Origin of the sequence: Scandinavium sp. (assembly GCF_051650185.1) — a bacterium.
GTDB lineage: Bacteria > Pseudomonadota > Gammaproteobacteria > Enterobacterales > Enterobacteriaceae > Scandinavium.
In genome coordinates this window covers 1-18346 of sequence record NZ_JBOFIN010000001.1, presented here as the reverse complement: position 1 = coordinate 18346, position 18346 = coordinate 1, and the positions used below count along the sequence as shown (strand labels likewise).

At 55.8% G+C, this 18346-nt stretch carries 17 protein-coding genes and 1 pseudogene; 3 read left to right on the top strand and 15 right to left on the bottom strand.

The genetic code is table 11. From position 1 onward, the window contains the following. Positions 1-187 precede the first annotated feature (187 nt). Positions 188-2146 (bottom strand): acetate--CoA ligase, encoded by a 1959-nt coding sequence (gene acs / locus ACRCWW_RS00090; RefSeq protein ID WP_438680582.1) that lies wholly within the window; start codon positions 2144-2146, stop codon positions 188-190. Positions 2147-2536: 390 nt separating this feature from the next. Here acs and gltP point away from each other — a divergent pair, with 390 nt between their 5' ends. Next, a complete protein-coding gene (gene gltP / locus ACRCWW_RS00085; RefSeq protein ID WP_438680581.1) occupies positions 2537-3850 on the top strand; it encodes a glutamate/aspartate:proton symporter GltP in 1314 nt (437 codons plus the stop codon). Positions 3851-3947: 97 nt separating this feature from the next. Here the strand turns inward: gltP and ACRCWW_RS00080 are convergent, their stop codons facing one another. Both ACRCWW_RS00080 and fdhF read right to left on the bottom strand, forming a co-directional pair. Further along, positions 3948-4619, bottom strand: coding sequence for a tetratricopeptide repeat protein (locus tag ACRCWW_RS00080; protein WP_438680580.1), 672 nt, complete (start codon positions 4617-4619; stop codon positions 3948-3950). Positions 4620-4764: 145 nt separating this feature from the next. Continuing rightward, positions 4765-6912 carry a formate dehydrogenase subunit alpha gene (fdhF, locus tag ACRCWW_RS00075; RefSeq protein WP_438680579.1) on the bottom strand — a complete coding sequence of 716 codons (2148 nt, stop codon included), beginning with the start codon at positions 6910-6912 and terminating at the stop codon, positions 4765-4767. A gap of 262 nt (positions 6913-7174) precedes the next feature. On the opposite strand from fdhF, the gene ACRCWW_RS00070 reads away from it, so the two are divergent. After that, entirely contained in the window at positions 7175-7903 is a 729-nt protein-coding gene (locus ACRCWW_RS00070; RefSeq protein WP_438680578.1) for a response regulator, read from the top strand. Here the strand turns inward: ACRCWW_RS00070 and ACRCWW_RS00065 are convergent. The 6 genes from ACRCWW_RS00065 to ACRCWW_RS00040 all read right to left on the bottom strand — a co-directional run bounded on the left by ACRCWW_RS00065 (position 7882) and on the right by ACRCWW_RS00040 (position 14070). After that, entirely contained in the window at positions 7882-8904 is a 1023-nt protein-coding gene (locus ACRCWW_RS00065; protein WP_438680617.1) for a carbohydrate kinase family protein, read from the bottom strand. The genes ACRCWW_RS00070 and ACRCWW_RS00065 overlap by 22 nt on opposite strands. Continuing rightward, positions 8901-9761, bottom strand: a complete 861-nt coding sequence (locus ACRCWW_RS00060; protein ID WP_438680577.1) for a ketose 1,6-bisphosphate aldolase — start codon at positions 9759-9761, stop codon at positions 8901-8903. Before ACRCWW_RS00060 ends, ACRCWW_RS00065 begins: the two co-directional genes overlap by 4 nt. Before the next feature lie 10 nt (positions 9762-9771). Next, on the bottom strand, positions 9772-10458 hold the full coding sequence (locus ACRCWW_RS00055) for a D-lyxose/D-mannose isomerase (protein WP_438680576.1): 687 nt from the start codon (positions 10456-10458) through the stop codon (positions 9772-9774). A gap of 121 nt (positions 10459-10579) precedes the next feature. Then, positions 10580-11521, bottom strand: coding sequence for an ABC transporter substrate-binding protein (locus tag ACRCWW_RS00050; RefSeq protein WP_438680575.1), 942 nt, complete (start codon positions 11519-11521; stop codon positions 10580-10582). A gap of 30 nt (positions 11522-11551) precedes the next feature. Beyond that, positions 11552-12553: an ABC transporter permease subunit gene (locus ACRCWW_RS00045; RefSeq protein ID WP_330983722.1), complete on the bottom strand. Its 1002-nt coding sequence runs from the start codon at positions 12551-12553 to the stop codon at positions 11552-11554. After that, positions 12550-14070: a sugar ABC transporter ATP-binding protein gene (locus ACRCWW_RS00040; protein WP_438680574.1), complete on the bottom strand. Its 1521-nt coding sequence runs from the start codon at positions 14068-14070 to the stop codon at positions 12550-12552. Before ACRCWW_RS00040 ends, ACRCWW_RS00045 begins: the two co-directional genes overlap by 4 nt. Positions 14071-14329: 259 nt before the next feature. Here ACRCWW_RS00040 and ACRCWW_RS00035 point away from each other — a divergent pair. Continuing rightward, positions 14330-15169: pseudogene (locus ACRCWW_RS00035) on the top strand (hybrid sensor histidine kinase/response regulator); the annotation flags it as partial. 86 nt (positions 15170-15255) lie between these two features. Here ACRCWW_RS00035 and ACRCWW_RS00030 read toward each other — a convergent pair. The 6 genes from ACRCWW_RS00030 to ACRCWW_RS00005 all read right to left on the bottom strand — a co-directional run. Continuing rightward, positions 15256-15960, bottom strand: coding sequence for a protein mom (locus ACRCWW_RS00030; RefSeq protein WP_438680573.1), 705 nt, complete (start codon positions 15958-15960; stop codon positions 15256-15258). Beyond that, positions 15905-16099: a Com family DNA-binding transcriptional regulator gene (locus ACRCWW_RS00025; RefSeq protein WP_438680572.1), complete on the bottom strand. Its 195-nt coding sequence runs from the start codon at positions 16097-16099 to the stop codon at positions 15905-15907. Before ACRCWW_RS00025 ends, ACRCWW_RS00030 begins: the two co-directional genes overlap by 56 nt. 116 nt (positions 16100-16215) lie before the next feature. Continuing rightward, a complete protein-coding gene (locus ACRCWW_RS00020; protein ID WP_438680571.1) occupies positions 16216-17586 on the bottom strand; it encodes an SGNH/GDSL hydrolase family protein in 1371 nt (456 codons plus the stop codon). Then, a complete protein-coding gene (locus ACRCWW_RS00015) occupies positions 17586-17882 on the bottom strand; it encodes a hypothetical protein (RefSeq protein WP_438680570.1) in 297 nt (98 codons plus the stop codon). The genes ACRCWW_RS00020 and ACRCWW_RS00015 overlap by 1 nt, the downstream gene beginning before the upstream one ends. Further along, positions 17883-18272, bottom strand: a complete 390-nt coding sequence (locus ACRCWW_RS00010) for a hypothetical protein (protein WP_438680569.1) — start codon at positions 18270-18272, stop codon at positions 17883-17885. It abuts the gene before it with no gap. Beyond that, on the bottom strand, positions 18265-18346 hold an 82-nt coding region (locus ACRCWW_RS00005), incomplete at its 5' end, for a hypothetical protein (RefSeq protein WP_259293634.1). The genes ACRCWW_RS00005 and ACRCWW_RS00010, both read right to left, overlap by 8 nt.

The following is an 18346-nucleotide window of genomic DNA, read 5'->3' as shown; positions in this document are numbered from 1 at the left end:
ATTGTGGGGACTTATTTTAATAGCGGGCCAGGGTCGTTCACCCTCTCCCTGCGGGAGAGGGACGGGGAGAGGGGCTGGCACCGTAGCGTATTCCCCTCTCCCTGACCCTCTCCCAAAGGGAGAGGGGATCGGATAGTATTGCCGGGTGGCACTGCGTTTGCCCGGCCTACCTGCGTACAGAACTGAATTAAGAAGGCATCGTAATGGACTGCTTCTCTTCGAGCAGTTTTTCCACCACGCCCGGATCGGCCAGCGTCGAGGTATCGCCAAAGTTGCTGGTATCCCCGGCGGCGATTTTGCGCAGAATGCGGCGCATGATCTTGCCGGAGCGGGTTTTCGGCAGCGAGTCAGTCCAGTGCAGCACGTCTGGCGTGGCCAGCGGACCAATCTCTTTGCGCACCCAGTTGCGTACTTCCGTATACAGCTCCGGCGTGGGTTCTTCACCATGGTTCAGGGTCACATAGGCGTAAATCGCCTGACCCTTAATGTTATGCGGAATACCCACCACTGCCGCTTCCGCGACTTTCGGGTGTGACACCAGCGCTGACTCAATTTCGGCGGTGCCCAGACGGTGGCCGGAGACGTTCAGCACGTCATCCACGCGTCCGGTGATCCAGTAATAACCGTCTTCATCACGACGAGCGCCGTCACCGCTGAAATACATGTTTTTGAAGGTGGAGAAGTAGGTTTGCTCGAAGCGTTCGTGATCGCCAAACAGCGTACGCGCCTGGCCTGGCCAGGAGTCGACAATCACCAGGTTGCCTTCGGTCGCGCCTTCCTGCGGTTTACCTTCGTTATCGACCAGAGCAGGTTGTACGCCGAAGAAAGGACGCGTTGCAGAACCGGCTTTCAGCTCAATCGCGCCAGGCAGCGGGGTAATCATGAAACCACCTGTTTCGGTCTGCCACCAGGTGTCCATCACCGGGCATTTTTCATTGCCGATTTTCTTCCAGTACCACTCCCAGGCTTCCGGGTTGATAGGCTCGCCTACAGAACCGAGGATACGCAGGGAAGAGCGGTCAGTGCCTTGGACGGCTTTGTCGCCTTCCGCCATCAGGGCTCGAATGGCCGTAGGGGCGGTGTAGAGAATATTGACCTGGTGCTTATCCACGACCTGGCTCATACGCGCTGGCGTCGGCCAGTTCGGCACGCCTTCGAACATCAGCGTGGTCGCGCCACAGGCCAGCGGCCCGTACAACAGATAGCTGTGACCGGTGACCCAGCCCACATCTGCCGTACACCAGTAGATATCGCCCTGATGGTAGTCAAAGACATATTTAAAGGTGGTCGCGGCATACACCAGATAGCCACCGGTGGTGTGCAGCACGCCTTTCGGTTTGCCGGTTGAACCGGAGGTGTAAAGGATAAACAGCGGATCTTCAGCGCCCATTTCTACTGGCTGATGGCGATCGCTTGCTTTGTCGATAAGGTCGCTCCACCACAGGTCACGACCTTCGTGCCATTCCGTTTTCCCGCCAGTACGCTTGAGCACCACAACGTGCTCAACGCTTTTGACGTTCGGGTTTTTCAGGGCGTCATCGACGTTTTTCTTCAGCGGAATGGAGCGGCCAGCGCGCACGCCTTCATCGGCAGTGATCACCAGACGTGAGCTGGAATCGATGATACGACCCGCCACGGCTTCCGGGGAGAACCCGCCGAAGATAACCGAGTGCACGGCACCAATGCGCGCGCAGGCGAGCATCGCGACAGCGGCTTCCGGCACCATCGGCATATAGATAGCCACCACGTCACCTTTCTTAATGCCCAAATCGGTCAGGACATTGGCGAAGCGGCAAACGTCGCGGTGCAGTTCTTTGTAAGTGATGTGTTTGCTCTGACTGGCGTCGTCGCCTTCCCAGATGATCGCCGTCTGGTCGCCGCGCTCGGCCAGATGCCTGTCGAGGCAGTTGGCCGCCAGGTTGAGGGTGCCGTCTTCATACCATTTAATGGAGACGTTGCCCGGTGCGAAAGAGGTGTTTTTGACCTTACTGTAAGGCTTGATCCAGTCGAGGATTTTGCCCTGCTCGCCCCAGAAGGTCTCCGGGTCGCTGACGGACTGTTGATACTTTGCCTGGTACTGTTCCGGGTTAATCAGGCAGTTTTCCGCAATGTTTGCGGGAATAGAGTGTTTATGGACCTGGCTCATGGCTTTTGCTCTCCTTATTAGAATGTTAAATATATGTCAAACAAAAGTTAATAATAGGGCTTTTAGCGGCTTTGTTTATTATTTGGGCGACAGATCACGCATTCATCGCCATGGATGAAAATCCATCAAATGAATCTTTTAACGCGAATAATAACGGTAATGAATTTATCGTTTTTCACCTTTAAAAAAGTTTTGCATAACAAAAGGTTATTTTTGCTAATCAGACTTAATTCGCGCTCATCCCGCTTTTGGCAGCCCAAAGCCCTGTTCTGAAAGGGTTGCGCAGCAGGCCGTACAGGTGGTACTGATACGGCGCGTTAAAAAACTCCCCTTACAAACGCAACACAAATCATCCCCCCTTTTAGTGGTGTATCGAGGAAGTTTGTAGTGATGAAAAAAGCAAAAGTCAGCCTGGCCTGGCAAATTCTGCTCGCGCTGGTGCTGGGTATTCTTCTGGGTAGCTATCTGCATTATCAGAGTGACAGCCGTGAATGGCTGATTGCCAATTTGCTGTCACCGGCGGGTGATATCTTTATTCACCTGATCAAAATGATTGTGGTGCCCATTGTTATTTCGACGCTGGTGGTTGGTATTGCAGGCGTGGGGGATGCGAAGTCCCTGGGCCGTATTGGCGCGAAAACCATTATCTATTTTGAAGTGATTACCACTGTTGCCATCGTGCTGGGCATTACGCTGGCGAACGTCTTCCAGCCAGGCGCTGGCATTGACATGTCGCATCTGGCGACCGCTGATATCTCAAAGTATCAGAGCACAACCGCAGAAGTGGCAAGCCACGCGCATGGCCTGATGGGCACTATCCTGTCGCTGGTGCCGACCAATATCTTCGCCTCCATGGCGAAAGGTGAAATGCTGCCGATCATCTTCTTCTCGGTGCTGTTTGGCCTGGGACTCTCTTCACTGCCTGCTACGCATCGTGAGCCGTTGGTCACCGTATTCCGTTCCGTATCGGAAACGATGTTTAAAGTCACTCACATGGTGATGCGTTATGCGCCGGTTGGGGTGTTCGCGCTGATTTCTGTCACCGTCGCAAACTTCGGTTTCGCCTCGCTGCTGCCGCTCGCCAAGCTGGTGATTCTGGTGTACGCCGCGATCGTCTTCTTTGCGCTGGTGGTGCTGGGTGCCGTGGCAAAAATGTGCGGACTGAGCATCTGGATTTTAATCCGTATCCTCAAAGACGAACTGATTCTGGCGTACTCCACCGCGAGTTCAGAGAGCGTGCTGCCGCGTATCATTGAGAAGATGGAAGCCTACGGTGCGCCACCTGCAATCACCAGTTTCGTGGTGCCGACCGGCTACTCCTTTAACCTCGATGGCTCCACGCTGTACCAAAGTATCGCCGCGATTTTCATCGCCCAGCTCTACGGTATCGATCTCTCTCTCGGCCAGGAAATCATCCTGGTTCTGACGCTGATGGTGACCTCGAAAGGCATCGCGGGCGTGCCGGGCGTTTCGTTCGTGGTGCTGCTGGCAACGCTTGGAAGTGTCGGCATTCCGCTGGAAGGACTGGCGTTTATCGCCGGTGTGGACCGTATTCTCGACATGGCGCGTACGGCGCTGAACGTGGTAGGGAATGCGCTGGCAGTGCTGGTGATTGCCAAGTGGGAACACAAATTCGACCGCAAAAAAGCGCTGGCCTATGAGCGTGAAATGCTGGGGAAATTTGATAAGACCGCCGATCGGTAAAAGAAAAAGCCGGGTGGCGCTAACGCTAACCCGGCCTGCTCATTGCACGAATTGCGAATATTTTGCAGGCCGGGCAAACGCAGTGCCGCCCGGCTTGTTACTCGCCGCTCAACCGATCAAAATCCTCGCAGCCTTCATCATTCCCTTCCAGACAGCTGACGTTATACCAGTTCAACGCTTTCTGTTTATTCGGCAGAATAAAGCCCGGCTCACCCAGCTCGAAGATTTTTGCCGCCCAGTATTCGGCATAGCCGGAGCGCGACAGCGCAGAGCTGCGCTTAAACCAGAACGTCGCCTGCGTATCATCTTCTTTCATCTCGCCACCGTTGGCATAAACCAGCCCGAGCAGCATCTGCGCGTCAACGGCGGTATCGCTGTCGCTGTTTTCGGACGCTTTCTTCAACAGCTCAAGGGCACGCGGATAATCCGTTTTGCCAGCCTGAGTATTCAGCAAGGTGTGCGCCAGGGTAATTACACCGCGCGTGCTGCCAGCCAGCGTGGCCTGTTCGGCAAGTTTGCGGGCATTGGGCAGGTCCGTTTTCATCATCATCTGCGCCAACAGCGCGACTGCATCGGGATCGCCGCTTTGCGCGGCTTTATCCGCCCAGTAGAGCGCATGTGCCTCATCCCCGGAGCTGAAGTAGGTATCCGCCAGATAGTATTGCGCGCGTTTGTCACCCGCTTCGGCCTGCGCCTTATACTGGCTGCCAATCTCATCGGCGTGGGCCAGCAGAGGGAGTAACAACAATAAACCGCAGCGTTTGATCATCCGTTTATACCCGCATCAGTAAGGGGTTGCAGTATAAGGGGCGCGGAGAAAGAAAAACATGATGATTTCGTACGTAGCGCCCGGCAGCGGAACAGAAAAAAGGGGTGAGCAAGCTCACCCCAAAATAGCCATTAACGAAACAGCCTTAACCCAGTGCACTCTCACGTAAACGGGATTTCAGCTTGTTATATTCGTCAATAACGTACTGCTCGGCGGCATGCTGGTCGGCGATACGCTCCACCCGAACGGCGCAGTATTTGTACTCCGGCGTTTTCGTTATCGGGCTCAGGTTCTCGGTCACCAGCTCGTTACAGGCACCAATCCACCACTGATAGGTCATGTACACGGCGCCTTTATTTGGGCGGTCGCTGACCTGAGCGCGAGTGATCACCCGGCCTTTGCGGGAATTGACCCACACCAGGGCTTCGTTCTCAATGCCCAGCTCTGCGGCATCCGCCGTGTTGATCTGCGCATAGCCTGGTTCATCCGCAAGCGCCGCCAGGGCTGCACAGTTCCCGGTCATCGAACGGCAGGAGTAGTGACCCACTTCGCGCACGGTGGAAAGCACCATCGGGTACTCTTCGGTGAGCTTATCGATTGGCGCGACCCAGTCGCAGGTAAAGAACTGCGCCATGCCGTTCGGGGTGTCGAACTTCTCTTTGAACAGATACGAGGTGCCCTGATCGTCGTCAGACTCATCGCGACAAGGCCACATCACATAGCCCAGTTCACCCATTTTTTCGTAGGTGGCACCCTTAAAGCTCGGGCAGAGATGACGCAACTCATCCCAGATTTCCTGAGTGTTGTTGTAGTGCATCGCATAACCCATGCGGGTGGCAATTTCGCTGATGATTTGCCAGTCGGTTTTCAGATCCCACTTCGGCTCTACCGCTTTAAAGAAGCGCTGGAAGCCACGGTCTGCGGCGGTGTACACGCCTTCGTGCTCGCCCCAGGAGGTGGACGGCAGAATGACATCCGCAGCCGAAGCCGTTTTGGTCATAAAGATGTCCTGCACGATAACCAGTTCGAGATCTTCAAACCCTTTGCGCACCGCAGAGAGTTCCGCATCCGTCTGGAGCGGATCTTCGCCCATGATATAAGCCGCACAAACTTCACCATGCGCCGCGCGGTGCGGCAGCTCGCTGATGCGATAGCCGGTGTGCGCAGGCAGGCTTTCCACGCCCCAGGCTTTGGCGAATTTCTCACGGTTAGCCGGATTGTTGACGTACTGATAGCCCGGATAGGTATCCGGCAGCGCGCCCATATCACAGGCACCCTGAACGTTATTTTGCCCGCGCACCGGGTTCACCCCAACGCTCGGCTTACCGAGGTTGCCCGTCAGCATGGCGAGGCTTGTCAGCGAGCGAACGGTTTCAACGCCCTGATAGAACTGGGTGACGCCCATACCCCACAGGATCGCCGCCGTTTTTGCGTTGGCGTACAGTCTGGCGCACTGGCGGATTTCCTGAGCGCTCACGCCGGTTATCGCTTCCACTGACTCCGGCGTATAGCCTTCGACAATTTTGCGGTACTCCTCGAAGCCTTCGGTACGGCTGGCGACAAACGCCGTGTCGTACAGATTTTCTTCGATGATCACATGCCCAAGCGCATTGAGCAGCGCAATGTTCGAGCCGTTTTTCAGCGCAATATGCATGTCAGCAATGCGCGCGGTTTCAATCTTACGCGGATCGCAGACGATGATTTTCGCCCCATTGCGTTTGGCGTTAATCACGTGATTCGCAACGATTGGGTGTGAATCTGCCGGGTTGTACCCGAAGATAAACACGAGATCGGTGTTATCAATCTCGTTGATGGCATTACTCATGGCGCCATTACCGACCGACTGGTGCAGACCTGCAACCGAAGGGCCGTGTCAGACGCGTGCGCAGCAGTCCACGTTATTGGTACCAATAACGGCGCGCGCAAATTTTTGCATGATGTAGTTGGTTTCGTTGCCTGTTCCGCGAGAGGAACCGGTGGTCTGGATAGCGTCCGGGCCATATTTTTCTTTAATGGCGCTCAGGCGTTCTGCCACATAATTCAGGGCTTCGTCCCAGGAGACAGCTTCCAGCTTGCCGCCGCGCTCACGACGGATCATCGGGGTTTTCAGACGAGGCGTCAGGATCTGGGTATCGTTAATAAAATCCCAGCCGTAGTACCCTTTCAGGCACAGCGTGCCCTTATTGGTTTTCCCCTGCGCCGCTTCCGCCCGGACTATTTTGCCGTTATCCACCACCAGGTTTATCTTGCAGCCCGATGCGCAATAAGGGCAAACCGTGACGACTTTTTTCATCGGTTTCGCTCCACTTAAACAGTCGCATAAATGCATTCAACACTCGTCAATGCAGGTTTTATGCCACTCCTTAATGTGTGGGTATTTGCCGGGCCGCAGGGCCTTCAGGCTGACGAAATCAGACGGCTCGTCAGTTTTGACGTGTCGAACGTCGCCGGGATGTGACGGCGGTTAAAGATTCATCACCCCGAAGTGGCAAAGGCTTGAGCCCGGTGCAGAATCATCCAGACTTACGCTATGACACTTGTGCAGGGGGCAGAGGATGAAACCGCTCATACTGGTGATTGATGACGATACCGCCCTCTGCGAGCTGCTGCGGGATGTGCTTGTTGAGCATGTTTTCGACGTCGAGGTTTGCCACCTTGGGCAACAAGGCGTGGCGATGGCAGCAGAGCGGCCAGATATCGCGCTGGTGCTGCTGGATATGATGCTGCCGGATATCAACGGGTTGCAGGTGCTCACCCAGATACAGCGATTACGCCCCGAGCTGCCGGTGGTGATGCTCACCGGGATGGGCAGCGAAGCTGACGTGGTGGTCGGGCTCGAAATGGGCGCGGATGACTACATCGGTAAGCCGTTCAACCCACGAATTGTGGTGGCACGCCTGAAAGCGGTGCTGCGGCGCAGCGGAGCGCTGGCCGTGGAAAGCAGCGGGCAGGGGAATGGCATGACGTTCAACGGCTGGCGGCTGGACACGCAGCGCTGTGAGCTCATCAATCCGCAACAGCAGGTGATCCCACTGACTCAAGGCGAATACGGTTTATTGCAGGCGCTGGCGCAAAACGCGCGCCGAGTGCTGAGCCGTGAACAGCTGCTGGAGCTCACTCACAGTGAAAGCATGGAAGTGTTTGATCGCACCATCGATGTGTTGATCATGCGCCTGAGACGCAAGATCGAGCTGAATCCTCATCAGCCGACGCTGATCAAAACCCTGCGCGGGCTTGGCTATGTGTTTGCCGCGGATGTGGTTCACGGTGATAAAGCTGCCTGATTTTCACTGATAAACATCTGCAACTCCTCCAGCGTTTTCGCGCCATCAATCGCGTTGGCGCACAGCAGGCTGGCTCTGGCACAGGCATGCGCCAAAAGGACGCTTTCACGCAATCCCCACTTTTCATGGCAGCCATAAAGGAACCCGGCGCAAAAGGCATCACCCGCCCCGACGCTGCCGACAATCTCATTCTGTGCCAGCCGCCACGACGGCACCCACTGACCCTTTTCGTCTGGCGCTTCACACCAGGCACCTTCCGGGCAGTGGATAACCACCCGCTGCCTCACGCCTGCTCTTAACAGCAGCGCTGAAGCTTTGGCGATATTGTCGATAATCGGCTCGCCGTCATCAGCGCGAATCGCGAGCTCGCTAAACTCTCCGGCTTCCAGCTCGTTGATAACCAGATAGTCGAGGTGTTTGAGTGCCGGACGTACCAACGGCTGATAGCGCGGGTCGCCCTTACGTGACACCAGATCCAGCGACGTTTCGTACCCTTTTTCCCGCATCTGAGCCAGCAGGCGCGCGGCGCGGGTGCCAAATTCTTTATCGGCCAGATCGAGGCTGTCGAGCAGCAGCAGATAGCCGAGGTGGAAGATCTTCATCGAGCCTTCCAGCCGATCAAAAGCAGGAAGATCCAACAGGCGGTTCGCGCCCGGAGAATGGAAAAAGGTGCGCTGTCCGCTGGGATCGGTCATGACCTGCGACATCGACGTAGGCGCAAAACTGGTGCGCTGCACGTGCTGACGATTGACGTGATACTGGTCGAGCATCGCCATAATGTAATCGCCGTCGCTGTCTTCGCCCACCAGCCCGACGGCCTGCAATGGCAGATGGCTGCGCATTTTCGCCAGCGTCAGCAGCACATTGAGCGGTGCGCCACCCGTGGAGCGTTCGCTGTGGGTGATTTCCGCCAGCCAGCCGCGCTCCGGCCACTGCACGATTTTATGCACGTGATCCACCAGCATATTCCCGGCGGCGATAATCCCCTGGCGTTCCATCAGAGTCTCCCTGCGCTGCCAAAGATACGCATCTGTTCGGCGACGGTGTCGGTAATGGCCGTTTCGATGCCCAGCAGCAGTTCCGCAAACTCATCGTAAATGGGCTGACGGTGCGCCATGCGGTGTTCAACGGCCTGCAATGCGGCCTGCGACATCCCGGTGTAGAAATTGATTTTGTGAATGCCCAGCTCAATCGCCCGGCGGAAATCGGCATCGCTGATCCCCGAGCCACCGTGCAGCACCAGCGGTAAACCGGTTTGTTGCCGAATGGCATCGAGGCGGGCGAAATCGAGCTTCGGTTCGCCTTTATACTTGCCGTGAGCGTTACCGATGGCGACGGCAAGCGCGTCAATGCCGGTTCTGTCGACAAATTCGCGAGCCAAATCCGGGTCGGTGAAAAAGGCTTCGTCGGCATGGCCGTACAGCGCACCGCCTTCATCGCCGCCCACGGCGCCAAGTTCAGCTTCCACCGACACGCCAACCGCATGGCACATCTTCACCACTTCACGGGTCTGACGAATATTTTCGTCGTAACTCAGCGTGGAGCCGTCGAACATCACTGAGCTGAAGCCCAAACGCAGGGCGCGCACGACGGCCTCAAAGTGCAGGCCGTGATCGAGATTGAGCACCACCGGAACATCATGCCTCGCCGCTTCAAAACGCACGGCTTCAACCAGCGAGTCCAGCGACAGATACTTAAAATGCACTTCGGCGATATTGATGATAAACGGCGAGCGCTCCTGTTCGGCTGCGGCAAACAGCGCGCGCAGGAAATGGGAATCGAGCACATTAAACGCGCCCAGCGCATAGCCATGCTCGCGGGCGTGTGCTAATCCTTCGGCGAGAGAAATCATGGGCATAGCATTCTCCTTAGCTGCGGAACAGGCGGTATTCGTTGCACAGCACCAGATGCGCCGGCTCGTCTTCTTCAACGTTGTTATAGCGGTCGAGCGGGAACAGGAAATGGTTGTCGTGATCGTCATCGTTGATGGTCGACACTTCGCCCACCAGCACGTCACCAAACCCGCGCTCGCCCCAGAAACTGTGATAAAGCCCCGGCGGCAAACAGATGCTTTCGCCCGGCGTGAGACGCAGCTGGCTGCCTGCGACATGAGTCTGGCTGCATCCGTCCACGGTGACCGTGACGTCGGTGTTTTCCGTCTGTTCAAGCGCGTCGGCGTTCCACAGTTCGATAATCAGGTTGCCGCCGCCGCGGTTGATGATGTCTTCCCGCTTGCGCCAGTGGAAATGCATCGGCGTCACCTGGCCGTCGCGAACGTGCATGATCTTTTCAGCATAGCTTTTTTCGTACGGCATACCGTTGGGCGAGCCGTTGCGCAGAGTGAACAAGGTTAGCCCCTGAGCGAGAAAATTGGTGCCGCCAAAGGCGGTGACATCCCAGCCCAGTTTGAGGGCAAACACTTCGTGCCAGGCATCGGGATCAAGCTTCTGCCATTGCGTCGGCGGGAAGCTGGCGAACGGCGGCAGATGCACGTCGTGCTGGGAGAAAAACTGACGCGTGTGGCCGAGAATGTTGTTAATTTCGGAGCGTTTCATCGATTCTCCTTTGGCATCGGAGGTGACCCCTCTCCCTAACCCTCTCCCAAGGGGAGAGGGAACTTTCTTTTCTCCCTCTCCCCTTGGGTGTACGGTCCGGGGAGAGGGGCGCGCACAAGCCTTACTTAACCGTCCACCCCTTATAACTGCCGACGTTGTTCTTATCGATCATCGTCACCGGGATCAGCACAGGCGCTTTCGGCGCAGGCTTCCCTTGCAGAATGTCATAGCCGATTTCCACCGCTTTTGCCGCCATCACCTGCGGATCTTGCGCTGGCGTCGCCACGAACAGCGAGTTCTGACGTTTCAGCGCTTCTTCGCCGTCCGGGCTGCCATCCACGCCGACGATAAAGAACTCTTTACGCTGCGCCTGCTTCGCGGCCAGATCGGCCCCGATCGCTGTCGGATCGTTTATCGCGAACACGCCGTCGATCTTCGGATTCGCTGCCAGCAGCGAGGTCATCACTTCCAGCCCGCCTTCGCGACTGCCTTTGGCGTTCTGGTTATAAGAGAGCACCTTGATATCCGGGTGGCGTTTGAATTCGGTCTGGCAGCCTTCCACACGGTTTTGCACTGCGGAGACCGGCGGCCCGTTGATGATCACCACGTTGCCTTTGCCTTTCAGACGGTCGGTGATGTATTTACAGGCCATTTCGCCCGCCTGGGTGTTATCGGAGGTAATGGTCGCATCAGCGCCTTCGGCTGCGACGTCGACCGCCACCACCACGATGCCTGCTTCTTTCGCGCGCTTCACGGCGGGGCCGATGCCTTTAGAATCCGCCGCGTTAAGAATGATCATGTCGACTTTGGCGGCGATAAAGTTGTCGATCTGCGCCACCTGCTGGCCGAGGTCATAGCCGCTGGACACCAGCGTCACTTTGACGTTATCGCCCGCCAGCTTACGGGCTTCCAGTTCAGCCCCTTTGGTGATTTGCACGAAGAACGGGTTGGCAAGATCGCCCACCGTCACGCCGATGGATTTCAGCTCTTTGGCCTGCACAAACGGCGCGGCGGCGAGCAGGGTGCCAGCACAGAGTGCAATGGCGAGTGGCTTTAAACGCATAGTGTAATCCTCTGTCGTAGGGTTTTGTTGTTATGCACTTTGATGGTGTCGGGTACGGTATTTGTCGATCAGCACCGCAATGATGATCACCGCCCCTTTGATCACCAGTTGCCAGAAGTAAGAGACGCCCATCAGCGTCATGCCGTTGTTGAGGGTGGCGATGATCAGCGCGCCGACCAGCGTGCCGGTGATCGTGCCGATCCCGCCGACAAAACTGGTGCCGCCGAGGATCACCGCCGCAATTGCATCCAGCTCATAGCCCACGCCAAGGTTGCCGTTGGCGCTGTAAAGCCGGGAAGCGCTCATGATGCCGCCAAGCCCGGAAAGCAGGCCGCTCATGCCATAGACAAACAGCAACACCAGCCACACTTTGATGCCCGTCAGCCGTGCGGCCTGCATGTTGCCGCCAACCGCGTAGATATGAACGCCAAGCGTGGTGCGGCGCAGAATGAACCAGCACACCGCAATCACCGCCAGCGCAATCACTACCAGCCACGGAATGGGCCCGAGGTAGTTATTGCCTATCCACTCAAAACTGATGTCGGAGTTGATAACCGTCGTGCCGTCTGCCAGCAGATAAGCCGCGCCACGCAGGGCGGTATACGTCCCTAGAGTGACGATAAAGGGCGGCAACCCGGCAAACGCCACCAATGCCCCGTTGAATAAGCCCAGCACCAGCCCGAGCATTAGCGCCGCCGGAATCGATAACAGGGCAAATTCAGGAATGAGCGACACCACCATTGCGGCAACCGCAGTGGTGCCGAGAATTGAGCCGACTGACAAATCAATCCCGCCAGTCAGAATGATGAAGGTCATGCCCGCTGCGAGCACAATGTTGATCGACGCCTGGCGGGTGATGTTCAGCAGATTACTTTCGGTGAAGAAGTTGGGCGTGATAAAGCCAAACACCGCCACAATCAGGATCAGGATCGGCAAGATGCCGACCGTTTGCATCAAATCCCCCATCAGCATTTTTTTGGCTGAGGTTTTCGCGACCTGCTGAGGTGTGGGTACGGAGTTCTCTTTGCTCATGGTGACACCGCCTGGTGATGGGATTCGTTCACGCCGGTAGCCAGCGTCATAATGTTTTCCTGGGTGATGTCGTGGCTGAGCAGTTCCCCGGCGATGCTGCCTTCACGCATCACGTACACCCGGTCGCTCATGCCGACCACTTCCGGCAGCTCGCTGGAGATCATCAAAATCGCCACGCCCTGGCGCGCCATCTGGTTCATGATGCGGTAGATTTCGCTCTTCGCGCCCACGTCCACGCCGCGAGTGGGTTCATCCAGAATCAAAATGCGTGGGCCGATGGCGACCCAGCGAGAGATGAGGAGCTTTTGCTGATTGCCGCCCGATAATCCGCCCGCCCGGACCTGCGAGTGCGGCACGCGAATATTCAGCAGTTTGATAGCGTCGTCAGAAATGCTTTGCGCCTTTTTGCGGTCGAGCATGCCGTAATGCGCATCGCGCTCCAGCGTTGCCATGGTGATGTTTTCCTGCGCTGCCAGTTCGAGGAACAGCCCTTGCTCTTTACGGTTTTCCGTCAGGAAACCAATGCCCAAATCAATCGCTTCGCGCGGGGAGTGGATAAGCACCGGTTCGCCATCGACTTCAATCACGCCGCCGGTCGCCTTGCGTACGCCGAAGATAAGCTGCGCCAGCTCGGAGCGCCCTGCGCCAACCAACCCCGCCAGCCCGACAATTTCACCCGAGCGCACCAGCAGGCTGCACGGCTGCACTTTGCCGCTGTCCGTCAGGTGATGAACGTTGAGGCGCGGCTGGCCGTGCGGGATATCGCGCTCTTTGTTGAACAGATCGCTTAGCGGGCGGCCAACCATCATCCGCACCAGTTCAGACGCATTCAGTTTGTCGCGCGTCAGGCTGCCGACGTATTGCCCGTCGCGCAGCACGCTCACGCGGTCAGAGAGTTCATACACTTCCGCCATGCGATGGCTGATGTAGATGATCGCCATGCCTTCGTCGCGAAGACGCATGATGAGCTCAAATAAGCGGTGTGTTTCACGGGAGGAGAGGGCGGCGGTGGGCTCATCCATCACCAGAATACGGCTGTTGCGGTGCAGCGCGCGGGCGATTTCCACCTGCTGCTGCTCGGCGATGGTCAGCTTCATGACCAGATCGGTTGCTTTGAACTGAGCGCCCAGGCGGTTAATCACTTCCTGCGCCTGCATGACCATGGTTTTGCGCTGTACCAGACCGCCGCGAGAAAGCTCGCTGCCCAGGAAAATGTTTTCCGCTACGGTAAGGTTTGGGGCGAGCTGCATCTCCTGATAAATCAGCGTAATGCCTGCGCTGAGCGCGTCTTTCGGGCCCTTGATGAGGTGTGGCTGACCGTCAATCAGGATCTCGCCGCTGGTGGCGGTATAGGCCCCGGCGAGGATCTTCATCAGCGTGCTTTTCCCCGCGCCGTTTTCCCCCATCAGCGCATGGATTTCGCCGGGATATACCGTCAGGTCCACCCCTTTCAGCGCGTAGAACTTGCCGAAGGCTTTGGCGATGTTGCGCATCTCCAGCACGGGCGTCTGAGTCATGGTGATTCTCCTGAGAGAAGGGGCGATATCAGCAGTCCATCACAGGAAAGTAAATGCAAAATGTCAGAGGCCGTTCATATTTGTCATATTGCGGGGAGTTTGATGTGACTCACAGCGCGCCCCTCTCCCTAACCCTCTCCCGCGGGGAGAGGGAACCGATCGGCATTCTCCCAAAAGGAGGAGGGCTTTCTTTACTCCCTCTCCCTTTGGGAGAGGGCAGGGGTGAGGGGTTATCACCGTATTCACAAAGGGAGCCACCATGCCACTACGCCGACCGTCGTTCTTTGCCAGCGCTCGCGGCCGCCTGCTGTTTTTCAATCTGCTGGTGGTGGCCGTTACGCTGATGGTCTGCGTCGCAGCCGTGCTCGGTTTTCGCCACGCCAGCCGCATCCAGGAGCAGGTGCAGCAACAAACGTTCGACGACATGACTGGCAGCATGAATCTGGCGCGCGACACGGCGAACGTGGCGACGGCGGCGGTGCGGCTCTCTCAGGTGGTCGGTGCGCTGGAATACAAAGGGGAAGCCGAGCGTTTACAGGCGACGCAGCAGTCGCTAAAACGCTCGCTGGAAAAGCTGGCAACGGCCCCGCTTGCCAGCCGTGAGCGTGAGCTGGTGCAGCGTATTATCCAGCGCAGCAATGAACTTCAGCAGAGCGTGGCGGGCATGTTGCAACGTGGGCAACAGCGCCATCTGGAGCGTAACGCGCTGTTGAGTTCGCTCTACCAGAATCAGAGCTATTTGCGTCATCTGGAGGAGATCAATCAGCGTCAGGGTGAAGGTTCGCTGGACGGGCGTCTGCTGCTGGAAATGGACAGGCTGATCACCGCCTCGATTGAAACGCCGATGCCACGCTCCACGGTGCGCCAGCTTGATGACGTCATGCCTGCTTTACCAATGCAAAGCACTGACCCGCTGATCGCCTTCATTTTGCCGGATTTCAGCGCGGAATTACGAAAACTCGCCCCGCTTTCGCTTCAGCTCGAACAAAGCGACCTGGCGATCAGCTGGTACATGTTCCATATCAAAGCGCTGGTGGCCATCCTCAACGAAGACATCAATCAGTATGTGGCGCAGGTGGCGCAGTCTTCGGAATTACGGGTGTAGCGGTTCACCCAAAGCGCGAAAGTGATTCACAAAAGATGCGACAAGATGAATTGTCGCGTTTTAAATGAATCATACCGCTGTTAGTGCTCAATCTTAGGATACGGCTGCACTTTAAAAAATTTCGCGTTGAGCCGCTTCTTTGCCTTCTTGTTGATGAATCTTATATAGCGGTACTGCTCAAATTTGTGCGTTACTGCACGTTCTCTGTTCTCTCTGAGGTGCTGCCCGCGCTTACCGCCTCTCTTGATCGCATTCATAGCTATTTCGTGATACCACTCGCCGTCGAGCTCGTAAAACGTTGTGAAATGCGACCCAATAAAGTCAAAGTTTGACGCCTGATACACTACCCCAGCACGACCACAGCGGGAGTCGGCGAACGTCTGAACCCACTGCACCGACGGGTAAAGAAGCTTGATAGCTTTGAGGGAATAACTGATCGCTCTGGATTCGGAGTTGCGCGGCATATCATCGTGCAGCCACATCCGGTTTAGCTCCATATATTCACGATTCCCGGTATCAAGCACGACGCGCCTGCCTGAGTTGGGATTTAGCGCGTAACCCCATTGCAGCACGCCCACCAAATCACGGTCGGAAAACACGCCGAGATGCAGGTAGGAGTTGTTCACAAAGCGCTTGGAGTAGTGTTTAGTCGCAATAATAGACCGGGCCAGCCAGCAGGAAATGACTTCAACCCGCAGTTCCCGCGAACCGTAACCGACAACTTTCCCGTCATAGGTTACAGGTGCGGGAGGCGTTAACACTCTGGATTTTTTCTGCTTCCCCACAATAACTCTCCTTTATCGTGGGATGCTCAACGGCATTCAGATTTGAAATGAGGCGCTTACAGCGTGGGCATTTGATTTGAACCCAGGCAAAAGCCCCTTTAAACAACAGTTTATTGCAATTTTTACACCGATAATTCATGACTACCTCCTGCACCGAGGATAGTCGATTCATCATGTCGCCGGGTTTATTGTGCTTCTTACAATAGATACAAACGATCAATTCCATTAAATCGATCGTCCATTCAATGGTATTCGTCAGATAATCCGCGATACAAGCTGAGCCAGGCGCACGCCCCTGAACACATGTCCTGCTGGCGTTGGATGCGTGTTATCCGCACCTGTGTAGAGTGATTTGTTGCTCGCATTAACCAGATCGTCCACATCCACAAACGGCAGGACAAGCTCGTTACACAAATCCATCAGCGTTTGTCTGATCGCAGTGATGTTACTTACACGGCCTAAAGGCGTTGCTGGCCCGATAACAATAATTTGTGCCAGTGGACAAAGCTCACGCGACTTTGCCACGGTTGCGCGGAAGTTAGTCTGAAATTGTTCGATATGGCCTGCCGGAGCATCGTTGTACCCCATATTCAAAAAGATAAACTGCGGCTTTTCCGTAATGCTGCCAAGTTTTAACGCCACGCGATCCTGTGGAACGCGCCCATCCTGAATAGAGGTGAAGCCTGCACCGCTAATGCCATCACAGATTAGCCGAAGCCCCAGACACTGCCCCATGATGTGCATATCATTGAAAGACCCCTGAACCGCGCCTATGCCAACGGTATAAGAATCACCTAACACCCATGCAAGCGGCGGCTGAACCATGTCAGGACGCCAGATTCCATATTGCTGAGGCACAGCCACGCCACCAAACCCTGTGTTTATTCCCCTGAGCTCGTAATGACGCACTGCCGCATAATTCTGTGAACCATCACCAAACTGGACATGATAAATATAAGATGCACCTGATGAGTCGGTTTTAATCGGTGTTCCTGAAATACGCTGACCATCAACGTATAAATCACCCTGGTAATTGCCACCGACCATACGGAAATAAAGCACTGGCGTATCGCTTTGAAACTCAATAATCATCTGCGTGCCATTCTGCACGCCGTTACCACGATACCCGCTGGTGATGTCCTGCGGTGAATAGCCTGTAAACTGAAATGCAGCTTCGTTGGTGCGATCGTACAATTTCGGGTTGTAAATTGATGATGCCGCCACTGGTTTAAAAGCGCCCGCAAACTGTGCGCCACTGCCGCTGCCGCCTGTTACAGACATCGGGGTCGCGCTGGTGTCGGAATAGCAGCCACCAGACATAACCGCAGCAGTGGTGACAGCGCCAGAACCATTGACGGCGGTGACATAGATACGCCCGGCAAAAGCGCTGCTACGGGTTGGGGTCAGGCTATCGCCAACGGAATAGCCAGCCCCTGAGTTGGCGATAGTCACACTCACTAACCCCTGGCCCTGTGCCAGTGTTGGAGTGGGTGGGTTTACCATTACAGGAACGGCGGTGGTGCGAACCAGTTGCAGGCGCTGGAGGCGTGAAAAATACGACGGAAGGTTACGCACTTCAACAGAGCCGGTCTGCCGTTCACGATTTTTACGTCTGATTAAAGGCATTAATAACGCTCCGCAGTAAACGGGGCAGAAACGGCTGAAAACAACGATACACCGAATGGCGTAATAAACTCGTACATGTCGCCCGGTTCCAGCGGATAACAACCTGGCACACTGGCAGCAGCTTTCGCGCCGAATTTGTTTATCCAGATGGTTTCGTTGTTACTCAGGTTATAAATAGTAACCAGCCGGGTGTTTTTATCCGCCGGGATAATTTCGACACTTTCATTAGCTATCGTGTAACCGCTGTAATCCGCAAGACCAGAGGCCGGAGCGCTTACCGTTGGAAATCCACTCATTTACTCATCCTCCACCACGACGCCAGCAATCCAGATTTTCTGGTCGCCAGCATACAAATAAACACATGGCTGACCATCAAGGCGAACGTCACTTTCCACATGAATAAAACCCGCCGCTTGAGCTGGTATCTCTTTTTCGGTGGCGACATGCGTCACGGGGTCGTGTGGAAACGCCGCCATTTTTTTCATATCAAAATACATCGCCTGAATAGCCGCAAGATAATCAGGTTTATTACAAATGTCCTGCCCGACCAGCAGATAATCATTTAGCGAGCCATCACAGCTATCAAACACAATGTTGATTGTTCCAAGTCGCAGTGGCTTCTCGGCTTTGTTGAATAAATCAGATTTCGGGTAAGTCTCCCCGAAGCAGGTTGTGTTTTCAGGCAATACGCACGCTTTCTGGCATACCTGCTTTCGTCATTTTGTTCAGCGCTCGCACCATGGCCATTGCCTCCGCAACC